19 protein-coding genes and 2 pseudogenes are annotated in these 20407 nt (G+C 67.4%); 11 read left to right on the forward strand and 10 right to left on the reverse strand.

The annotated features are described in order from the left end of the window. Positions 1 to 251 precede the first annotated feature (251 nt). A pseudogene (locus BT364_RS31940) lies at positions 252 to 3362 on the reverse strand (Tn3 family transposase); the annotation flags it as partial. Positions 3363 to 4310: 948 nt separating this feature from the next. On the opposite strand from BT364_RS31940, the gene BT364_RS41915 reads away from it, so the two are divergent. Further along, the gene (locus BT364_RS41915) at positions 4311 to 4457 is read left to right on the forward strand and encodes a hypothetical protein (RefSeq protein ID WP_177328315.1); all 147 of its coding nucleotides are present in this window, start codon (positions 4311 to 4313) and stop codon (positions 4455 to 4457) included. Between the two features lie 2 nt (positions 4458 to 4459). Further along, positions 4460 to 4939, forward strand: coding sequence for a transposase (locus tag BT364_RS31945; protein WP_177328316.1), 480 nt, complete (start codon positions 4460 to 4462; stop codon positions 4937 to 4939). Positions 4940 to 5008: 69 nt separating this feature from the next. Here BT364_RS31945 and BT364_RS31950 read toward each other — a convergent pair whose 3' ends face one another. Continuing rightward, a complete protein-coding gene (locus tag BT364_RS31950) occupies positions 5009 to 5563 on the reverse strand; it encodes a hypothetical protein (protein ID WP_072488703.1) in 555 nt (184 codons plus the stop codon). 418 nt (positions 5564 to 5981) lie between these two features. Continuing rightward, positions 5982 to 6194: pseudogene (locus tag BT364_RS44415) on the reverse strand (hypothetical protein); the annotation flags it as partial. A 205-nt stretch (positions 6195 to 6399) separates the two neighbouring features. Between BT364_RS44415 and BT364_RS31960 the strand changes: the two are divergent. From BT364_RS31960 to BT364_RS31965, 3 genes are read left to right on the forward strand one after another with little or no spacing between them, the layout of a single operon-like run. Then, positions 6400 to 6549, forward strand: a complete 150-nt coding sequence (locus BT364_RS31960; protein WP_256260304.1) for a hypothetical protein — start codon at positions 6400 to 6402, stop codon at positions 6547 to 6549. Between the two features lie 49 nt (positions 6550 to 6598). Continuing rightward, positions 6599 to 7030: a hypothetical protein gene (locus tag BT364_RS41920; protein ID WP_177328312.1), complete on the forward strand. Its 432-nt coding sequence runs from the start codon at positions 6599 to 6601 to the stop codon at positions 7028 to 7030. A 29-nt stretch (positions 7031 to 7059) separates the two neighbouring features. Continuing rightward, complete coding sequence (locus BT364_RS31965) at positions 7060 to 7347, forward strand: hypothetical protein (RefSeq protein ID WP_072488704.1); 288 nt, start codon at positions 7060 to 7062, stop codon at positions 7345 to 7347. Between the two features lie 3 nt (positions 7348 to 7350). On the opposite strand, the gene BT364_RS31970 is transcribed toward BT364_RS31965, so the two are convergent. Further along, a complete protein-coding gene (locus BT364_RS31970; RefSeq protein ID WP_072488705.1) occupies positions 7351 to 7917 on the reverse strand; it encodes a GNAT family N-acetyltransferase in 567 nt (188 codons plus the stop codon). Between the two features lie 175 nt (positions 7918 to 8092). After that, complete coding sequence (locus BT364_RS41925; RefSeq protein ID WP_256260305.1) at positions 8093 to 8398, reverse strand: site-specific integrase; 306 nt, start codon at positions 8396 to 8398, stop codon at positions 8093 to 8095. 94 nt (positions 8399 to 8492) lie between these two features. Here BT364_RS41925 and BT364_RS31980 point away from each other — a divergent pair, with 94 nt between their 5' ends. The 4 genes from BT364_RS31980 to BT364_RS31995 all read left to right on the forward strand — a co-directional run bounded on the left by BT364_RS31980 (position 8493) and on the right by BT364_RS31995 (position 11680). Beyond that, positions 8493 to 8975 carry a hypothetical protein gene (locus BT364_RS31980; protein ID WP_143166580.1) on the forward strand — a complete coding sequence of 161 codons (483 nt, stop codon included), beginning with the start codon at positions 8493 to 8495 and terminating at the stop codon, positions 8973 to 8975. Between the two features lie 185 nt (positions 8976 to 9160). Continuing rightward, entirely contained in the window at positions 9161 to 9886 is a 726-nt protein-coding gene (locus BT364_RS43485) for a DUF5710 domain-containing protein (protein WP_072488708.1), read from the forward strand. Between the two features lie 253 nt (positions 9887 to 10139). Then, the gene (locus BT364_RS41930) at positions 10140 to 10283 is read left to right on the forward strand and encodes a hypothetical protein (protein ID WP_177328317.1); all 144 of its coding nucleotides are present in this window, start codon (positions 10140 to 10142) and stop codon (positions 10281 to 10283) included. 227 nt (positions 10284 to 10510) lie between these two features. Next, entirely contained in the window at positions 10511 to 11680 is a 1170-nt protein-coding gene (locus tag BT364_RS31995) for a site-specific integrase (protein ID WP_072488710.1), read from the forward strand. A 512-nt stretch (positions 11681 to 12192) separates the two neighbouring features. Here BT364_RS31995 and BT364_RS32000 read toward each other — a convergent pair. Genes BT364_RS32000 through BT364_RS32020 form a run of 5 tightly spaced genes read right to left on the reverse strand, consistent with a single transcriptional unit; the run spans position 12193 to position 16043 of the window. Then, a complete protein-coding gene (locus tag BT364_RS32000; protein WP_079179731.1) occupies positions 12193 to 12690 on the reverse strand; it encodes a S26 family signal peptidase in 498 nt (165 codons plus the stop codon). A 24-nt stretch (positions 12691 to 12714) separates the two neighbouring features. Then, positions 12715 to 14607 carry an ABC transporter ATP-binding protein gene (locus BT364_RS32005; protein WP_079179732.1) on the reverse strand — a complete coding sequence of 631 codons (1893 nt, stop codon included), beginning with the start codon at positions 14605 to 14607 and terminating at the stop codon, positions 12715 to 12717. Then, complete coding sequence (locus BT364_RS41935; RefSeq protein WP_072488712.1) at positions 14604 to 15239, reverse strand: TlpA family protein disulfide reductase; 636 nt, start codon at positions 15237 to 15239, stop codon at positions 14604 to 14606. The genes BT364_RS32005 and BT364_RS41935 overlap by 4 nt, the downstream gene beginning before the upstream one ends. Positions 15240 to 15274: 35 nt before the next feature. Next, complete coding sequence (locus BT364_RS32015; protein ID WP_072488713.1) at positions 15275 to 15802, reverse strand: MauE/DoxX family redox-associated membrane protein; 528 nt, start codon at positions 15800 to 15802, stop codon at positions 15275 to 15277. A gap of 19 nt (positions 15803 to 15821) precedes the next feature. Continuing rightward, positions 15822 to 16043, reverse strand: a complete 222-nt coding sequence (locus BT364_RS32020) for a hypothetical protein (RefSeq protein WP_072488714.1) — start codon at positions 16041 to 16043, stop codon at positions 15822 to 15824. A 212-nt stretch (positions 16044 to 16255) separates the two neighbouring features. Here BT364_RS32020 and BT364_RS32025 point away from each other — a divergent pair, with 212 nt between their 5' ends. Continuing rightward, entirely contained in the window at positions 16256 to 19060 is a 2805-nt protein-coding gene (locus BT364_RS32025; protein WP_256260306.1) for an AfsR/SARP family transcriptional regulator, read from the forward strand. A gap of 639 nt (positions 19061 to 19699) precedes the next feature. After that, positions 19700 to 20299, forward strand: coding sequence for a TIGR03086 family metal-binding protein (locus tag BT364_RS32035; protein WP_072488717.1), 600 nt, complete (start codon positions 19700 to 19702; stop codon positions 20297 to 20299). Positions 20300 to 20407 lie beyond the last annotated feature (108 nt).

The raw sequence follows: 20407 nt of genomic DNA on the forward strand, positions 1-20407 counted from the left end.
CCCGGCGAGAAGGCTCGATGCGTTCCCAATCAGAGGAGGCGTTCCCGCGATCTCTCCCGACAGTCTGCTCAAGGGCCGTTCAAAGACGGGTTCTAAGGGCCATATCGTCCGGTTCGTTCATCACTCTCCTCTCAGCTTCCACCTGGAGGGCCGAAGCGTTCGCCTCACCCTGCTCCCAGCCCAGTCGTAGTACTGCGAGAAGTTGACGAGTCCTGTGCCGGGGCGGCCCACTCGTCCCCGTCTTCGTCATCGTCGAGCTCGGGAGCGTCCGGGTCGCGCAGCGGACGCAGGCCCTGGCGCGGGGTGGAGGGGGTGAAGCTGTAGCGGCCCAGGACGTTGAGGTTCTTGAACTTCAGCGGGGAGAGGCGGGCGACATCCTCATCGCTGATCTCGTGGCCCTCGGCACGCAGCTGGGCGACCGCAGCGTCGATGTACTTCGTCGTCCAGAGCACGACGGCGTTCAGCACCAGTCCCAGCGATCCGAGTTGGTCCTCCATGCCGTCTCGGTATGCCTGGTGGATGGTGCCCCGCTTGCCGTGGCAGATGTCCCGGGCGAGCGTGTGGCGGGACTCCTGGACGGACAGCTGCTTGCCCATCTGCCGTCGGTAGGTGTCATCGACCGGGTCGACGACCTGGAGCAGGTGCAGGGTCTTGGCAATGCGCCCGTACTCGGCGAACGCCTGCCCCAGCGGCGTCGGTCGTCCATGGTTGCCGAACATCCGCAGCAGGTCATAGGCCCGCACCTGGTTGGTGACCAGCGAGCCGGCCACCTTCAGCATGTCCTCCCACTGGGTGGTCACCTTCTTCAGGTTCACCTTGTTCGTGCGGGCCAGGTCCGTCAGCGGCCCGTAGCCGCCGGTCTCGATCCCGTCCATCTCCGCCCGCCAGAACCTTTGATCGTCCAGGTCCTTGAACCGCGGGGAGAAGTTGTAGCCCAGGATCTTGAACAGGCCGAACACCATGTCCGAGTACGAGGCGTTGTCGGTGGCGACCATTTCCGGCTTCACCCCGCCGTCGAGGTTCAGCAGGGCGTCCAGGATGTGCAGGGAGTCGCGGGGCGTGCCAGGGACGACCATCTGCCCGATGCCGAAGACCTGGTCGTTGACGGCGTTCAGCCAGGTGATGCCGCGCTTGAATCCGAAGTACTTCGGGTTCGGGGCGGTGCTGATGGAGCGGACCGGGACGACGAAGCTCAGTCCGTCGACGGACGGCAAGCAGCCCGTTGCCCCAGTGCGCCACGATCGGGACCTTCGCCTGGGCGGCGATCAGGGCGGCGTTGGCCGCGGCGATGGTGTCGGCCCGCAGGTAGTACTGGTCGACGTGGACCAGCCGGGAGCGGGTCAGCGCCTCGTGGCCGGGGTTGGTCACCGGGGTCATGCCGATGTTGCACGCCTCGCTCACCAGGAGCGCGACGACCGAGGTGGTGAGGTCCTTCATGCGGGTCTTGCCGTCGCCCAGGTGCACGAAGGCGTCCAGGAACCCGGTCCAGGAGTGCACTTCGAACAACAGGTCCGGCAGGTCGATCTTCGGGAGCATCTTCTCCACCCGGCGCCGCAGCCAGGCCAGCGACTTGGGCACCCCAAGTGCCCCGAGCGCGTCCACGTTCAGCTTGGCCCGCCCGTTGGGCTGCACCTCGATGCTGACCTTCGCATCCGCGCCGGCCTCTTCGAGGCGTTCGGCCATCTGCTTCCACGCCGCGTCCAGTACCCCCACCAGCTCCGCCAGATGCTCCTCGACGGGCGCCTCCAGGCTCAGGCCCGCCAGTACGTCCTCGCGCACCGCCAGCCACGGCTTGCCGTCCAGCAGACGGGCGCGCGGGTTGGAGAAGCGGTGCGAGGGGGAAGCGAAGATGGCGCGGCTGACCAGCGCCCGGTACAGCTGCTCCAGCACGCACACCACATAGGCGTCGCGGTCCACCGCGCCCTGCGGCAGGTCCTTGTTCGCGTACACCGCCTTGCGCCAGTACGGCGGCACCACCTTGTCGTCGACCTCCCGCTTCAGCAGCGGCTTCTTCGTCACCTGGCGCCGGCTGAGCGCGGGCAGGCCCTTGACCGCGGCCAGGACCCGCTCCCCGGCCGGGGCCGCGCCGAGCATCTTGGTGTCGCCGAGCAGCGACAGGAACGGGCGCACCGTGTTGTAGCGGTTGGCCAGCGCCTCGCGGATCGCGATCTCCGCCGAGTCGTCGTCCTCCGGGACCAGGCTCGCCACCGTGGTGGCCGCGCTCCACAGCTGGGCCCTCGGCGCGATCTCCTCCAGGGCCTTCCACATCGCGGCCGCGTCCACCGCCTTGCCGCTCTCCTCGATGTGCTCCAGCTCCTCCATGAACACTTCGACATGCGGGCGGCGATGCGGGACGCCTTCTCCAGCTGCGGCAGCGTGGAGAGGCGGTCCTTGTTCGTGAGCCGCTTCGCGGTGCTGAGCAGCTTGGTCGACATCAGCACCGTGAACAGCTCCAGCGCGTCGTCGATGGCCTTGGCCTCCATGTGCCGCATCACCGCGGTCAGCATCGCGGTGCGCTTCGGCTCGCTCGCCCGCTCCAGGCTCGTCGCCTTCGACCCCAGGCCGTAACGGGCCAGCGCGGCGAGCCGGTTCGGCGGGAGCTTGTCCAGCTTCACCCGCCCCAGCCGGTACACGGCGATCTCATCCACCCGCTCCAGCGCCCGCTTCATCGCCGTCCCCGTGGTCTTCGTCGGCGGCCGGCGGAAGGTCTCCAGGTACGAGTACCGCCTGCCCTTCGGCGTCTCCAGCAGCGCCACCAGGTCGGCGGGCAGCGACGGGTCCGCCCGCCAGGCCGCCTTGGCGACCGTGGTGTGCAGGCGCTTGTCCGCGATCGTGCGGACCTCGGAAACCTGCCGCGCCAGCACGGAAACACCGGGCAGCAGCACCCGGTTCTTCCGCAGCCAGCCCACCGCATAGTCGAACAGAGCCTTCGGCCCCTCCGAATGCGCGGTCCACGCCCGCCCGTGCAGGAACGTCCGGAACTTCCGCCCCCACTCCGGATCGTCGTACTCGTGATACTCGTACGCGTCCCGGATCTCCCACGCGTGCTCGTACGCCGTCGGCTTGCGCTCGGTGTACGCCTTGACGCACGAGACGTCCTCGATGCCGAGTTGCTCGGCGATGTGCTCGATCACCACCCACGGCACATCGAGCGGATCGTCCGGCAGACACCGGCCGATGAAGCGCACAGTGCACATCTGTAGCGCGAACCCGAGTCGGTTGTGGTCCCCGCGCCGTTTCGCGATCAGCTTGCGGTCCTCGTCGTCGAGGTAGAAGAACCGCTCCAGCTCCGGCCGGGTCGGCTCCTCGTTGAACTTCCCGTACGACGCGGCCTGATCGTCAGATAAGAACTCCACTGGCATGCGGCGGACGTAACCACCTGGTCGTGAGCGGCCGTGGATCTTCCACCGAAGACCCACGCGAAACGGATCACTTGTGCTAAGTGATCACGATGCGCCGACCATGATCAAATGCTTAGCGTTAATGGCTGTACCGATGTTCCAAGTGCCGCCAACTCGGATAACTTGCGACAGACGATTACGCGAACCATCAGTAACCCCTTGCTGGTTGCCACCACGAGGAGTGGACCGAGTTCCTCGGCCACTTCGGTGGCGCAACTACCTTTGGCGAACGAGGAGCCAACTCCAGTTTTTGCCCGCCACCATGGACGTCTGCCTCGCGGCGATCTGCCAGCCCGACATCCATTTTCCGTTTCCATGATGAAGCGCCTGGCATGAGCATGTACACAGGTGACCTTTAGCGTCTCGGCAGGATGTTGTGCACCGTTCATCGTTGTTGTACTCGCGACCAACAGCCACGAACGGAAAACGCCTTCGGCTATTCTCCGAGATACCGCATGGGATCAGGTTGCCATCGGCATCGAGGACGCCAGGTTGAAAGATCCTCTCGCCTGATCTGCGGCAGATCATTTGCCCTCCCAGTACCTTATGGAGGACAGGGCTGCCCAGGAGCATGTCCACCTTGCAAGTCGCCCCACACGTTGTGCACTTCCACGTCTTCACTGAGCCCCCTCTGTGATGGTGGAGCACACATTGTTCTCCAGCATCAAGCTGGACGCGTCGCGATCAGGACAAATCCGCCGCACCTCAAGGCGCCCGAGGGGGAGAAGGCCGTCGAGCTCGCCTGCGAACCGCGCACCTTCCAGTAACCACACTCAGTCACCAGCTGCCCCGGGCCATCCGAGAACTGGCGACAGATGGATAGGCGAGCTCACCAGTACCAACCCCGGCAACCGTCCACGAGCTGCTGGCCGCCGGCTCAGTCGGAGGGCGATCGGCCGCCAGCTCCGCATGACCTACCGCACCGTCAAGCTCTTCGCCGACGCAGTCGCCCCGGAGGACCTCTTCCGCGGGCAGTGGCAGGGTCGGCCGTCCAAGCTCGACGCGTTCAAGCCCTACCTGGATGACCGCTGGAACCAAGGCTGCACGAACGCCTGATTGTGCCGCTCGGCTATCAGGGCAGCTACCAGCGGGTTCGCGCCTATTTCCGGGAGAAGCGGCTCTCGCCGGGCCCCGTCGCCGCTCGGCCACCGTCACCCCGCGTTGTCGCCGGATGGATCCTCCGCCGGCCCGAGACCCTCACAGAGACCGACCACCTTCGACTCAAGGCCGTCCTGGTCCACTGCCCCGAACTCGACGCCCTCACCGGTCACGTCCGGTCCTTCGGCCAGATGCTCACCGAGCGCCAGGGCGAACGGCTGCCGCAGTGGCTCGACGCCGTCCGGCGAGACGACCTCCCCAGCCTCCACACCCTCGCCGCAGGCATCGACCGCGACCGCGACGCCGTCATCGCCGGCCTCACCCTGCCCTGGAACTCCGGCGTCGTCGAAGGACACGTCAACCGAATCAAGATGCTCAAGCGCCAAATGTTCGGCCGGGCCAGCTTCCAACTCCTCCGGAAGCGAGTCCTGCTGTCGTGACTCAAGCTGTGCAATTGGACAGGGCTCCAGAAAGTTGCGCGAAATTGGCAAGCCCCGCCCGCCCCTGTGCTAACCGACCCGCGCCCTCCGCCACTCCACTTCCTCGGCAGCCATCGGGGCCTGGACGCTGTACACGTCGCCGACCCGCAGATTGTCCGGCGTGCTGTACTCGCCGTAGGTGCCTATGACGGAGACGGCCACATGGGAATCGGGCTGCCAGAAAGTACGGAAATACGGGGCGTTCGCCGGGATTTCCGGGATCTCCAACAGGGGGACACCGCGCCGCTCCAGTAGGCGTTGCAGCTTTTCGAACCGAAGCCTGGGAGTGAACCGCCCGTACCGGGCGCGAAGCGCGTCGTTCACGAGGGTACGGTCCCGGTACGCGAGCCGGTGCACCTGCAGGGTGAAGTGGTGTCCCGACCAGGGGTGGTCGGCGGAAGCGCGGTCCCAGTAGAACTCGGCGAGGCCGTAGTCACGGCACATGCTGCGGTCGTCGAAGGTGTTCTCACCGAAGTCCGACCCAAGGACCTTGGTGACGTGGTCGGGAGAATCCGCGGGGCCCACGCCGAGCAAGGTGCCGGTGGTGACGACGTCCACGTAGAACGCCAGGGAGTACGGAGTCAAAGGCTGATCCTCGATGCGATGTGGTCCAGCGTGATGTGGGGAACGTCCCCACCGGGGGTGTGCACCACCCGGGCCCACCTGCATGGGAACCGCCAGGGCCCGGTCGACCCGGCGAAAACCTTACTCCACCCCGGCCGCTTCACCGCTCCCAGAACTCCCAGAACTTCCAGGACCCATGTCTCGCACGTCGCCAACTTTTCTCGCCCTTTCCGCGCACCGAACACCTCCAGTTAATGCAACCTCCCGGAGGCCGATCCGAGCGTCAGCCGTCACTCAGCGTGCTTGCTCCACGGAAAGTGAGCCAGAACCAAAACTCGTGAACATCACCCGACCGTGGATCTGGGTGCCTCCCAAACCCGTGAACAACTGACGGCACTACTCGTGAATGAAGCCAGTCACCGCCGGGACAGCCCCGGCGGTACACGATCTGAGAGTTCGCCGACACCCGCCCGACCACCTCACGGTAGGTGCCGTCCAGCAACGCGGCCCGCGCCGCCAGGTGCTCGCCCGCCTCCGCGGGCAGCGCGAGCGACGCCAGCACGGTCGGCTTGGCCTGCTCCCACGCCTCCCCGTCCAGAAGCTTCGCCCGCGGGTCGCCCCACTTGGAGGAGTTCTTCGCGAACACCTCCCGCCGCCGCGGCACCTGGCTACGGGAAACCTTGCAGAAACCTTTGAATCGTCTGGTCGCCAGGGCATGGGTGAGGTCGGGGCGGCCCTCCCGGAGCGATGAGGAGGTCACCGGGATGATCTTGAGTTGTTGAGCGCCTTGTCCCGTCACCCGTTCGGCTCGGTGTCGTTGGTGGTGATGTTGGGTTTCGTCTGGGGCGGGGTGGGTTGTGACCTCGATCGAGAGGACCGCGTATCCGCGGTTCAAGCGGCTGGTCGCCGCGCATGAGTTGCATCTGTTCTTCGCGCCGAGCCGTGACGAGGTCGACTGCGCCGCCCTCCCGGACCTCTTCGGCAGAACAGGGCCATCTCGCCCGTGAAAGAAACGCTGCATTACGCACACACCCGTTGGAAAGGACATCCACGCGCATGAAGAAAACAGCCCTGCTCGCCGTCCCTCTCGCCCTCGCAGCGGGCCTCGCGCTCGCCCCTGCGGCCAGCGCCGCCCCCGACAGTACGCCCGCCCTCCGGTGCAGCCAGGCCGTCGACCTCGCCCACGTACCGCCCGGCAATGAAGCGTTCTATGACGCTGTACAGCAGCTCGCGAGGAAGTCCGGGCTGCCGGGCGTACCCAAGGCTGTCGGAATCACCTGCCGTGGTGAGAGGACCCTCATCGACGGCGGCACCAACGCCTACCTCGGCTCCGGTCCGGTCATCCTGCGCGGCGCAGGGATCTCCCCGCTCCAGGAGTACTGCACTCAATCGGTCTCCGTCCCCGTCCTGTACGGCGACGGCAGGTTCCCGACAGTTGCCATCATCGGATCTGACTGCACGTCGGAGGCTGACCCGATCGCCGTCTGACCTGCCAGGAATGCCAGAGGGCGGGAACCATGAACAGGGCTCCCGCCCTCTGTCCCGCCTGTTGGTCCTGGCCCGCCACGCGGCCAGGCAGGGACGACATCCACCGGCGCTTCTGGGACGGTATCGATACCACCGGCTACAGCGAGAAGGCCGTGGAGCTCCTGCAGGAGGCCGCGGATGCCCTGGACACCGGCAGCGAGGCCCTGACGACGTGGCAGGCCAACCGCTGTGCCGTCTGCGGGGAGACCGGCCGGCGCCTCGTCATCGACCACGATCACGCAACGGTTTTGCCCCATACGCAGGGAATGGTGACGTGAAGATCACCGCACCGATGGGCGCTGGTGTGTGGCCCAATGTTCGGCGGCGGTAATGCCAAGCAGCACAACGTCGTGGTAACTGCCGGCGAAGAATCCATGCTGGCGAAGCCGTCCCTCCTCCACGAAGCCCAGCCTGCGGTAGAGGGCGAGGGAGGCGTCGTTGAAGGCGTAGACCTCCGCCTCGCACTTGTTGTAGCGCTGTTCGGCGAACATGTAGGTGAGGACGAGTTCGGTTGCCTCGGCTGCGTATCCCTTGCGGCGGTGATCGCGGATGATCTCGATACCCGTCTTGAATCGTCCCGCACGGCTGTCGGTCTCTCCGACTGTCACAGACCCTGAGAATGCGTGGTCGGCCAGCGCCTCGACCACCAGGCGGAATGCTTCACCGCCCGGCGGACGCCCAGCCCGCTCAGCAGTCCAGGAACGGAAACTCTCAGCAGAGCGCGGAGGATCGACCAGGTCGGCGTTGCGGACATCGAGGGTGTTCTGGGCCAGGTCACGAAATCCTTCCCAGTCCTCCGGCTCGACACCCCGCAGGCGTACCTTCTCACCAGTCCACATGTCACTCATGGCGCCTACCGCTTCAGTATCGGTTGCAGGCGCTGACGGCCATGCACTTCAAATCTGCCACACTATCGGCGGGACACGGTCGCGTGCTGAGCAGGGGCTGCTCTGACGTCGCTTTCGGCCGACACGGCCCCGGTCTCCTATCTCTGACCCACGGTGCAAGGTAGAGCCACGTCCGCTACCGGTTCCGGCGACGTGCGGCGGGGTCGCGCTCCGCGACGTGCCGGGCGACCGAGTCGACGCCGGGGCGGGCGTACCGCTCCAGGGAGCGGACGCGGGAGCGGGCCAGCAGCATCGGGGTGGAGGTGCCGCCCTCGGCGTCGTGTGTGAGGGCACTGTGGCGGAGCCGGTGGAGCGTCCAGCCGTCCAGGTCCTCGATGTCCTCGGGTGAGGCGAGCGGGTTGGCCAGGAGCCGGGTGTTCTCCTCGAAGATCTCCTCGGCCCGGCGGTAGGAGAGCCGGGCCCGGCCGGTCTCCGGGCACACGTCCAGCGTCGGCGGTCCGGCCGGGGCCTTGCGGTCGGTGAGGAACAGCGGGCCGCGGGTGCGGCGGGCGATGAGGCGGGGCAGGAGCTGGGCGGTGCCGGACTGCTCCCGACGGCAGGTGCAGGGGCAAGCCGAGGTCGAGCATTCTCAGTGGCGTAGACAACTGCGCCGAGATGCGTACAGCGCTTTTCTGGCCCCAGCCAACGAGTCGCGCACCGCGCTGAAGATGGCTGCACGTGCACTGACAGGCGATGTCTCGGATGTGGCGGAAGCCGACCGTCGGCTTCAGGTCGCGCAAGAGCGACTGGCTTTGGTGCAGGCCACCTGCACCAGCCTTGCGGTTGAGGGGCCCGCATCAGTGGAGCAGGCTGCCCACAGCGTTCACCTGGGGCTCCATTCGATGCATACGACTCTTCTCGCCTGGCGTGACTCCTTGGGTGCCCCAGACCACAACGTCAAGTTCGTGGAGCGCCACGCTGTCGAGGTGACCATGGTCTCTGAACGCCTCGGCAGTTTCACGTCGGTGGCACGGGCTGCCTTGGACGATTCGGGGCAGCCGCCAACCGTCCGCAGCTGAGCTGAAGGGTGCGTGCAACCACCTGGCGGCCGCGCCAGTTCATGCCGAACCGACCGGCATTCGTCGCACACCTCTACCCGGACTGCAGTGGCCAATTTCCGCTATCTGTAGGCATTTTGCCTACCGGGCCGATCACAGTGGCCTAGGGTCGCCGTCGGAACGGAATTGAGTCCGGAGGGGGAAGTGTGGTTACTGCGCGGACGTGGTTAGACGTCTCATACCAGGAGAAGGACGAAGCGAAGGCCGCAGGGGCGCGATGGGATGCCCAAGCCCGCCGCTGGTACGCCCCTGCCGGCCGGGAGGCCGCTCTGGAACGCTGGATCGCTGGACCCGACGTTCCGGACCTCCTCCCTGGTGAGGACCGCAGCCTAGGGCAAGGGCTGTTCGTCGACCTCGTACCGTCCACGTGCTGGTTCACCAACGTCCGCTCTTGCGTGACGCCGAAGGACTGGGAACGGCTGCGCCGGATGATCACCGGTCGGGCTGGGCAACGATGCGAGGCGTGCGGTGCCACGGCCGATCGGGAAACAAAGCGTTGGCTTGAGGCACATGAGCGGTGGGCTTACGACGACGTACGGCAGATTCAAACGCTCCGCCGACTGATCTGCTTGTGCACGGACTGCCACACCGTCACGCACTTCGGCTTCGCTCAGGTCCGCGGCCTTGAGGAACAGGCACTCGCACATCTCATGAGGGTAACTGGCATGAGTCGGCGCAAGGCCCAGGAGCATGTTGCTGAAGCCTTTCAAATCTGGAAGGTCCGGTCGCAGCGTGAGTACAGCCTCGATCTGTCCATGCTGACCTCCGTCGGCGTTACGCTGGCTCAACCTCCGACGGCCGCAGAGAGAGGGGGAGTTGCCGAGGAGACGCTGCGGCAGCGAGGCGTTCCGCCGCAGAGGCGCCGAGGGTAGGTGTCTTCAACTGTGCACGCGAGTTCCACCTTCAGGTCGTGGCGGTGGAGCTTAGGATCGCGCACAGCGAAGAAGCAGACCGGAGTCCCGTATCTTGACATTTCCTTACTTCAGAGCCGCGATCCCGCCTGATGCGCGATAAGCTCACATATCGGCACTTTGTGGGTGTAGCGCACTGCCATCAGGTGTGGCGCGCCAATCGCCACACCTGATGACCTTCCGGCGCAACATCTTGGGGCTCTACGGTCGCGGCATGGAGATCATCACCGCGCCTACCCTTGCCGTCCTGCCCATCACCGTGTCGTTAGTCCTGATGGTCGCGGCGCTTCACCCAGATCCTGCAGTCCGCGAGCGGTCCTTGCGTGCGTTGGCGGCCATCTTCGGCAGGAAGGAGTGATCACCCTCGTATAATTTCCCTTATACGAGGGTGGTTCGCCAGGAACGATCCTGCGGGGGAGGGCACATGAGCGAGATCGTCCTACAGCAACCTGGCGGGGTTCCGAAGGCGCTCCCGGAGGAGAACCGGCGGTGGGCGAAGCGGCGAGCGCTTCTCGGCCGCCTGGCCAAGAAGGGCCGCCCGCGCATGTCAATCGCTCCCGCTCCGGCCGCGGCTCCGGTGACGCCATGACCACGGCGAACGAACTCGACGCCGCCGAAGTCGTCGACGCGGAGCTCGTCGGGGACGACGAGCTGCTGCCGGCCGTCGCCGGCCCGCCCCCCACCGCGAAGCCGCTGGTGGACCAGCACACCGTCCTGATGCCCGGTGAAACCCTCCCCACGGCCGCCGACCAGCCGACGTACACCGAACGGGACCTGTACCTCTCGCCGGAGACCGCCGAGCGGCTGAAGGCGTACGCCGACGGGCACAACACCAACAAGAACTACCGGTCCCAGCGCGGCATCTTCGAGCGCTGGTGCGACGACATGGGCCGTGTCGCCCGTCCCTGCACCACCGCCACGTACATCGAGTACGTCGCCTCGATGATCGCCCGGGAGGCCTCCCCGAACACGATCGCGACGCACATGTCCGCGATCCGCACCTGGATGCCCGACGACAAGAAGCCCGGCACCACGGTCGCCCGCCGCCTGCTCAACGACTACCGCAAGGACTGGCGCAAGCGGAACCGGGTGAAGAAGGCACCACCCATCACGGCCGAGATGAGCCGGGCGATGGTCGACACCTGCGACCGGCGGCACCCCATCGGGCTGCGGGACCGGTTCGTTCTCCTCGTCGGCCGCAAGGCCCTCAACCGGCGCATCGAGCTCGCCGACCTCCTCATCGAGGACCTGGAGGTCGACGACGGCGGCGTGGCCGAGTGGGTCGCGTACTCCAAGACCGACCAGGCCGCCAGAGGCGAGGAGACCTGGGTCCCCGCCGACTCGGACAACCCGCTGTACGACCCGGTGCAGGCCACCCGGGACTGGCTCAACTGCCTGCACAGCCTCGGTGTGCGCTCCGGGCCGGTGCTGCGCGCACTGACGGTGGCCGGCACCCTGCAGAACCGGTCCACCGCGACCAGGCGGGGTGACCACCTGACCGGGGACGCGGTCAACGACATCGTCCGAGGGCGCGCGCACAAGGCCGGGTTCAAGAACTGGCAGGACGTCACCGCGCACGGGCTGCGCCGCGGCGGTGCCCAGGAGATCGCGGACGCCGGCGGGGACCCGACGAAGCAGGGCCGGTGGAAGCCCGGCTCGGCCGTGGTGAAGCGGGAGTATCTGGACCGCGCCCAGTCGAGGGCGGAGAATCCGTGGCTCAAGGTGCAGACGAAGCGGCGCGAGCAGCCAGAATGACCCCGAAGCAGCGCAGCGCTCCGTCCGTACGCCGGCTCGCCACAGTGGTGGACGGGATAGCCGGGCGCAATCAGGCTCGCGGGAGGGTAGGCCACCCCGCCCCGCCCGTCGTCACGGTAGCTGTTCTCGAACGCCGACAGGTCAAGAACCTCGACGACGTCGAGCACCTTCCAGCACAGGTGCTCGGGCGGCAGCCACTGCCGGACATCCCGCGGCATCTCAAGGTCACGTTCACGGTCGCACGACAAGAAGTTCCGCTCCACCGGCCAAGAATCCGACGCCTCCCTGATCTTTGGAACCGAACAACGAATCGCTCTTGACCTTCACGGGGCAGGAGCCGTGCGACAGCCTCTCGCCCGCCCGGCGGCCGCACCGAAACCCTCTCGCCCCGGCCCAGACGGCCTCCCGGCTCGAAGAACCAGCACCGGGCCAAGCACCACGACGTCGGCGAGACGGTCAAACGCGCCGAGCCGGTCAAGGAGCATCAAGCCCGACGAGATTGAACGCCAAGCTCAGATACTTCCGGGGTCGGGGTGGGGGAAGGCGCACAGCACCGTTCCCAGTACGCGTTCCACCGGAAAGTAACCCACCAGACGGGAGTCGAAGCCGTTCTCCGGGTTGTCGCCGAGCAGCACCACAGCCCCCGGCGGCACACAGCCCCCGGGGGCTGTGCGCAGGATGGCGGGCAGATGGTGCGGGACCGGGTCGCCAGATGTGGCTACGGCCCGTTTGATGAGCCATTCCCGCTGCGCCTGGCCGGCGCCGCCTCTACCGCGCGGTAGAGGCGGCGCCGGCCAGGCGCCCTGCGGGGTAGGACGTTCCACCACGACGACCTGCCCTGCCGAGACGTTGCGGGTGCGACGTACGAGCACGCGGTCGCCGTGCTCGTACGTCGGTTCCATGCTGCTTCCCTGGATGGTGACCGCGGTCAGGCCTCGGCGGAGAGCCGCGGGCACGACCAGACAGGCGCCCACGGCGATGCCCCCGGCCGCCAGCAGACCTCTGCTCACTATGTGCCTCCTGCCTCGTGATGGTTACGTTGCATTGTCCCGGTAGCCGGATGCCTGGAGGGCGAAGAGCCGGGCGTACTCGCCCCCCATCGCCGTCAGCGAGGCGTGATCGCCCTGCTCCAGGATTCGCCCGTCCGCGAGCACGGCGATCATGTCGGCGTCGCGCACCGCGCCGAGCCGATGGGAGATCAGCAGACTGGTCCGCCCGGCGCGGTACTGGGTGAGCGAGGAGTGGATTTCGGCCTCAGCCTCGGCGTCCAGGCCTGCGGACGGCTCGTCGAGGATCATGAGGTCGCGCTGATCGCGTAAGAAGGCCCTGGCCAGGGCGAGCCGTTGCCACTGACCACCCGAGAGTTCGAGGCCGGTCTGCGGGGTGCCCTTCTCACCGTCCGCGCTCAAGCTCGTGTCCCTGTCCATGTCCATGAAGAACATCCGGGACAGCAGGGTGTCGTATCCGCGGGGCAGCTCAGTCAACCGGTCGTGCAAGTCGGCGCGGCGCGCGGCGGTATGGATGCGTTCGCGGTCGTCGAGTGAGGACAGGTCCCCCAAGGCGATGTTCTCGGCGGCCGTCATGTCGTACTCCATGTAGTCCTGGAAGACGGCACCGATACGGTGGCGCAGATCGGCCGGATCGATCTCGCGCAGATCCGTCCCGTCCCACAAGATCGCTCCGCGTGTGGGGTCGTAGTACCGGCACAGCAGTTTGATCAGAGTGGACTTGCCCGCTCCGTTCAGCCCGATGAGCGCCAGCGCCTTCCCGTACGGGACACGAAGGGTGACGCCCCGGAGGATCCAGGCGTGCTCGGGCGAGTACCGGAACCAGACGTCCCGGAATTCGATGGCGTCGCGGAGCGGTGGCAGGGGGCGAGGGTTCGGAGCCACGGGGAGATCGGGCGGGCAGCGGATGACGGACAGATAGTGGTCGAACATCAGCAGCGACTGGTGGGTACGGGCGATCTCCAGGGCGAGTACGGCGACGGCGCCTTGGATGCCGGCCACAGCCGCCACGAAGATCGCTACATCGCCGACCGAGAGCCCTCCGGACTGGGTGGCGGACACCGCCCACAGCAGTCCGCCCCCTGCCACCAGCGCGGCGAAGCCTCCGAGACCCGACTGGACCATGGCCTCCCTGCGGTCCATGGTCCGCAGGGAGGCGTTGACGGTGCGACGGTCGGCCAGCATCCGACCGCGAAGGAACGTACCGATGCCGAACAGCCGTATCTCCTTGGCCGCTTCCACGCTGGTGAGCAGCTGGCTGTAGAAGAGCTCGCGCCGTTCGACGGGGCCGAGGTCCCAGTACATACGGGCCCGGCGCCGGGACAGCGCGAGTTCGGCTGCCAGCGTCGGTACCCCGGCCAGGAGGACCAGGCCGGTCATCATCGGGCTGAGCAGCAGCAGGGAGGCGAGGAACCCGGTGATGGTGACCACCGCTTGGAAGAGACCGAGGGTGCCGTCCACCACCTGACCAGGTCCCGACCCTCCCGCGTCACGGGCGAGCCGCACCCGGTCCAGGAAGCGTGGGTCCTCGAACTGGGCGAGGCCAACCAGCCGGTCCACGGCGCCGAACAGGCGGTCCTGGGCGAGGAGTCCCACCGCGCGGTTGAACTCGGCGCGCAGGTACTGCGTCAGCTGGGGCAGCACGGCGGCGACGAGTCCGGCGGCGCCCAGACTGGCGGCCAGGGGGAGCAGGGTGGCCGTCCGCGCTCCGGCGGCCACATCGTCGAGTACGAGTTTGGTGAGCCAGGCGATCACCACGGGCTGAGCGCCACCGACGAGCGCCACCACGACGTGCAGCGCCAGGGTCGTAGGGGCCGCTCTGACAGCGAGTGCTCCGGCGGCCACCCCCCGCGCGACCGATGAGCGGAGCCGGGTGCCGGGCCAGGCGGCACCGTTGCCGTAGCGGATGTCGTGACTCATGCGCCGACGGGGGCTGACCGGTCGAGTCGCACGTCGTCGGAGGTGATGACGCACCGTCCGGTGCCGGCTCCGATGCCGGTGCCGGCTCCGATGCCGGTGCCGGCTCCGATGCCGGGGCTGGCTCCGGGTGCCGGTGCCATCCGGAGCACCGTCGGGAAGGCGGATGTCCGGAACGCCCTGCCGAGTGGGCCGCCGGGCTGCTCCACGAACACCCGGGCCACCGGGGCGAGTTCGGATACGAAGGGGGTGCACTCCTCGGCGTCGCCGACGACGACGGCCCAGGCCAGGTCACGGCTGAGTGCGGAGGCCCTGATGTGCTGGACGAGCCGGGGCACCTCGTCCTGGCACGGTGCGCATCCGGGCGAGAAGAAGGCCACCAGAGTCTCGCTGGTGACGGTGTCCTGGCTCACCGGTTCGCCGTCCGCAGAGGTCGCCGAGAACGGGCCCACCTCCTCGCCCACGGCGATTGCCCCTGGGGCCGGGCCGGGTCCTGGCTCGTACCCGGCGTCGGGCCGAGCACTCGCCAGCAGGGCCGTGTGCTCGCGCAGCCGCTTCACCACCCCCACCGTGAGGGCGAGGTCCAGTGTGCACAGCAGCCCCACGAGCACGACTGCGGCCACGAGGAAAGACATGCCAACTCCCTTGGATTCATTGGTATGTGCTCAGGTCAGGCGGGGCGGAACAGCTCCACGATGTCATCGAGCGCCATGATCACCGCGGCCACCAGCAGGCCGCACAGAGCCGCCGTGACGGCAGCTTCCACGCGCACCTCCCCGCCGACCGGTGCGCTCATCGCGCCGGTGACCGCGAGGACCCCCAGCACGCTGTTCCGTACGACATGCCGGGCACCGAGCGGAGCGGACGAAGCCCCGAAGCAGCGGCAGGAGGCGCTTACTCCGCGATGCCGGGCCAGGGCGATGGCGAGCGCGAAGCCGCCCACGAGGGCGGCGGCGCCGAGGAGCCCGCAGACCCCGGTCGCAGTGGATGGCGCCGCGACCAGCGAGCTCACGAGGAGCTCGCCGGCCACGACGCCTGCCGCGACTGGGCGAACCAGCACCGGCGGCAGTACCCGCATGCTGCGCACCGACGCCACGAAGGCGTCATACGCCTGCCGTCCCTTCGCCTTGCTGAGGAACGAGGTGAGGAACACCGTCCCGATCAGTGTGCGGACCGCGACTTCCAGATACTGCTGCATGAGATGGTCTGCCCTGCGGTCAGCGGCAGTTGGAGCAGCTGTGGAACTTCCAGGCGGTGGTGGACCCGCTGGAACAGGCGGTGCGGGTCTGCCACCAGGTGTGGTCGGTGGCGTTGCACCCGCTCGTACCGATGACGCACTTCCACTCGGTCCAGCAGTCCTGGGCCGCCGCGGAAGCGTCGATCCGGGGTACGAAGCGCTCCAGGACGTTGGATCCCAGTGCTTCGATCATCTTGAACACGTCGGACTCCTTCTCTCGGTCGTTCTCCAGGTGGATCTACGCGGTGCAGCCGCTCGCCCTCCGCTCTCGGAGCGTCAGGGGAGAGTGCCTGGCCTTTCGGCCGTTGGAGATACTGGTCAGCGCATGTTGGGCAAACCTTGCGAGGAACTTGAATTCACAGGTCGGTCCCACTGTCTCGACAGCGGTTCTTCGGCCCAGGGGGAAGGGTGTTCGTGGACTTCGTTCTGCTCGGAGGCATCGAGGCGTATGTCGGTGGTGCTGCGGTCGACTTGGGCCATGTCCGTCAGCGGTCGGTGCTGGCGGGGCTGCTGGTCGATGCCAATGCTCCGGTTCCGACCGCCAGGCTCGTGGACCGGGTGTGGGGGGACTGTCCTCCGCAACGGGCCCACGCCACGCTCTACAGCTACGTGTCCCGCCTGCGCCTGGCCTTGGCCACGGCGGCCGAGAAGGTGCACATCACACGGCAATCGGGCTCCTACGTCCTGGCGGTCGATCCGTCCGCCGTGGACCTGCACCGCTTTCGCGGCCTGGTCGGGCAGGCCCGCACTGCCGACGACGGCCACGCCGCGGTGCTGTTCGCACAAGCGCTCGCACTGTGGCGCGGCGATGCCTTCGGTGATCTGGACACTCCTTGGTTCAACGTCCTGCGCGAGTCGTGGCACCGAGAGAGAACCGCAGCCGAACTGGACCTGACCGATCTCCGGCTACGGCTCGGTCGGCACGCCGAGCTGTTGGCCGCGCTTCCCGCACGCGCCGAGCAGCACCCGCTGGACGAGCGTCTGGCGGGGCAGCTCATGCTGGCCCTGTACCGCAGCGGCCGCCGGTCGGATGCCCTGGCCCACTACCAGAACATTCAGCACCGATTATCGGAGGAACTCGGAACCGACCCTGGCCCGGAATTACAACGACTGCACCAGCAGATTCTCACCACGGACGCCGCACTGGCCGTCCGCCCTGCCACTGGCACAACCGCGCAATTGGGAACGGCCATGGTGCCGCGCCAATTGCCGCCTCCGCCCGGACACTTCATCGGCCGGGCCCGCGAGATCGCGGAACTCGACAAGGCGCTCAACGCGGGCGGTGCTCCAGGTGGCACCGTGGTGATCTCGACGATCGGCGGGATCGGCGGAATCGGCAAGACCTGGCTCGCCGGTCATTGGGCCCATCACAACGCCGCGGCGTTCCCCGACGGGCAACTCCACGCCGATCTTCGAGGCTTCTCCCCATTGGGAGACCCCGCCTCTCCGGCAGAAGTGGTGCAGAACTTTCTCCACGCCCTCGGGCTCGCCCCCACAGAGATGCCGGTCGACTTACCGGGCCGAGTGGCGATGTACCGCAGCCTGATCGCGGACAGGCGGATGCTGATCGTGCTGGACGACGCCCGCGACACCGCCCAGGTCCTTCCCCTGTTACCGGGAACTCCTTCCTGCACGATGCTGATCACCAGCCGTCGTGGACTCACCGGACTGATCACCGCGCACGGGGCCCGTCCTCTCGCCCTGGACGTGGTGTCCGAGGCGGAGGCCCGGGAGATGCTGGTTCATCGCCTTGGTTCCGAACGGGTTACGGAGGAACCAAAGGCGGTGGCCACGCTCCTGGATTACTGCGCGGGTCTGCCCCTGGCCATCGGCGTAATGTCTGCCCGGGCGGGCATTCATCCCACTTTTCCGCTGGCCGCGCTTGCTGAGGAACTCCATGACAGATCCGCCCGGCTGGACGCCTTCGGCACCGACGATCCCACAGCCGACCTGCGGGCCGTGCTGTCCTCCTCCTACGACGCCCTGGACACAGCGACAGCGCGGGTGTTCGGACTGCTCGGCCAGTCGCTCGGCCCGGACATCAGTCTGGCCGCGGCGTCGGCCCTGACCGCACTGCCCGTCCCGGAAGTGCGGTCGCACCTGCGCGGGCTGGAAGGGGCGCATCTGATCCAGGAGATCCGCCCGGGCCGCTACCGCATGCACGACCTCGTACGGCTCTATGCGGCAGAGCGCGCGACACAGGATCAGCGCAGGGAAGCTCTGGAGTCCGCGCTGCGCGGGTTGGTGGACTTCTACGCCGACACGGCACACGACGGCGACCGATTGTTGTCGCCGCTGCGAACCCCGTTCGGGCCGGACCTACCAGACGTCACGCGAGGCGCCCTCCCACTCCGGGACATCGAAACCGCAATGCGCTGGTTCGAAGCCGAACACCTCTGCTTGCTCGACGCGCACCGCTTCGCCATGGCGCAGGGCCACTACCGGCAGGCATGGCAGTTGGCTTGGTCCCTAGATACCTTTCACTGGCGGCAGGGGAACCTGGACGACCGCACTGCGATGCTGCGGGCCACGCTCGCCGCCGAGGAGAGCATGCGGGACCAGACACAGCGTGCACTGGCTCACCGGCTTCTCGGGCGCGCCCATGCCTCTCAGGGCCGGCACGCCGCGGCTCTGGAACACCTGCGTGTGGCTCTCACGCTGTTCGAGGAAGCCGATCAGGCGGCGGGAAAGGCACAGACACATCTCAACCTCGCCCTGGCCTGGGAGAAGCACGGCGACGACCGACAGGCGCTGGCGCACGCGATCCAGAACCTGCGCATCCGCAGGACACTCGACAGTCCTCCCCGGGAAGCCGAAGCGCTCAACGCGGTGGGCTGGTACCACGCCAGGCTGGGCCATCACCGGCAGTCCCGCAGCTACTGCGAGGAGGCGCTCGTCCTGTGCCGTCGGCACCACTTTCGCGAGGGGGAGGCATTCACTCTGGACAGTCTCGGCTACCTCGCCCACCGCACCAACGAACACGCCCTTGCACTCGAGCGCTACGATCAGGCCTTGACCCTGCGCCGGGAACTCGGTGACGCCTTTGAGGAGGCAGACACACTGGCAAAACTGGGGGATATCCGTGACTCCCTGGGCCAGCACGCCCAGGCCTGCGAGGCGTGGGAACAGGCCCGTTCCCTCTACCGATCCCAGCGGCGCCTCAGGCCGGCCTTCCAAGTCGAGGAGAAGCTGGCTCGCAGAGGGCGGTTCGTGAGTTGATGTCCGTTGCACTCGGCGGTGACCTCGTCCGCGCTGGCCCGGTTCGCCGGACTCAGCGTCTTCCGCTTCCTGCCCCACGTGACCTGCTTGGACACCAGTTCACCAGCCCGGTCGGTGTCGCTCCCACCCTCTCCGCTTCGGCAATCAACGGGGAGTCGAGGGTTCTTACCAAGCCTGTCACCCAGTTTCGTTGGACTCGAACACTCCGACGATCTGCGCCGCCATCTGGCCGTCGCCCAAGCCCAGGGCTGCCGGGGCCTGGGCTCTCTGCTGCTCAGCACGCCCGAGGACGAAATCGACGACTCTGCCGCCCGGCATCCTGGGTGCCGCGCAGATGGCCCTGTTCACGGGCCTGATGGCGGAATGGCTCACCGACTCCGAGCATGCCCACGACGCGTCCGAGGTCGTCGCCGGCCTGCATTCCGTCATGGCTTCGTTGATCTCTAGGAACAGCGTTTGTCGACTGGTTTCGGAGTCACTTGCTGATCAGTGGGGCCGTGCATGTCGACGAGAAGTGACGGCACAACTGGCTCAGTCCCGGAGACCCACCTTTCGGGCAAGTAGCCGGCGGGCGTGCCTCCGGGGCTCGGCGGCTGATTTCCGCCAGCACGTCGCCTTCTGCACTCCTACGCTGCGGCCATGTCATACCGCTTCGCCGGCATCATCGACCGCTATCTACTCTCCGGTTCCGAGTTCACCCACAGGCTGCGCGCGGTACGGGCCGAGCAGTGGACGGCACCCACCCCCTGCGCAGAGTGGGACGTACGCCACCTCGTCAACCACATGACCCGGGGAAACCTCAACTACGTCTCTCTGCTGGATGGTGGCTCGGCCGCCGACTTCCTCCGGCTCCGGGACGAGGACGCTCTGGGCAGCGATCCGGTGGGTGCCTACATCCGGTCGGTGCGGGAGTGCGCCGAGGCGTTCCGGAGGCCGGGCGTCCTCCAGCAGACTCTCGACTACCCTCTCGGCCCGGTGACCGGAGAACAGGCCCTCGCAGTCCGCACCACGGACGCGACCATTCACACCTGGGACCTGGCCCGAGCCGTCAACGCTCCCGAGAAGCTCGATCCGGAGCTCGTCGCCTGGATCGAAGAGCACCTCGCCAAAATCTACGCCGGCTTGGCGGAGTCACCCGTCTCCGCCGACACCACCCACCGCTTCTTCGCCGCGCCAGGGGCTCCACCCGTGGCCGGGGAGGCCCGCCAAGCCCGGTTGCTGCGTCTGTTCGGCCGCTGAGCGAAGGGCAAGGCGAGCTCGACCTTCGAAATCTGCGGCATGACCAGCGCCTTTCACCAAGAGCATCCCGATGCTGTCCTGGCAAGAGCCGCCATGCCTCCCAAACTC

It is taken from the genome of Streptomyces atratus (assembly GCF_900119365.1).
Taxonomy (GTDB): Bacteria; Actinomycetota; Actinomycetes; order Streptomycetales; family Streptomycetaceae; genus Streptomyces; species Streptomyces atratus_B.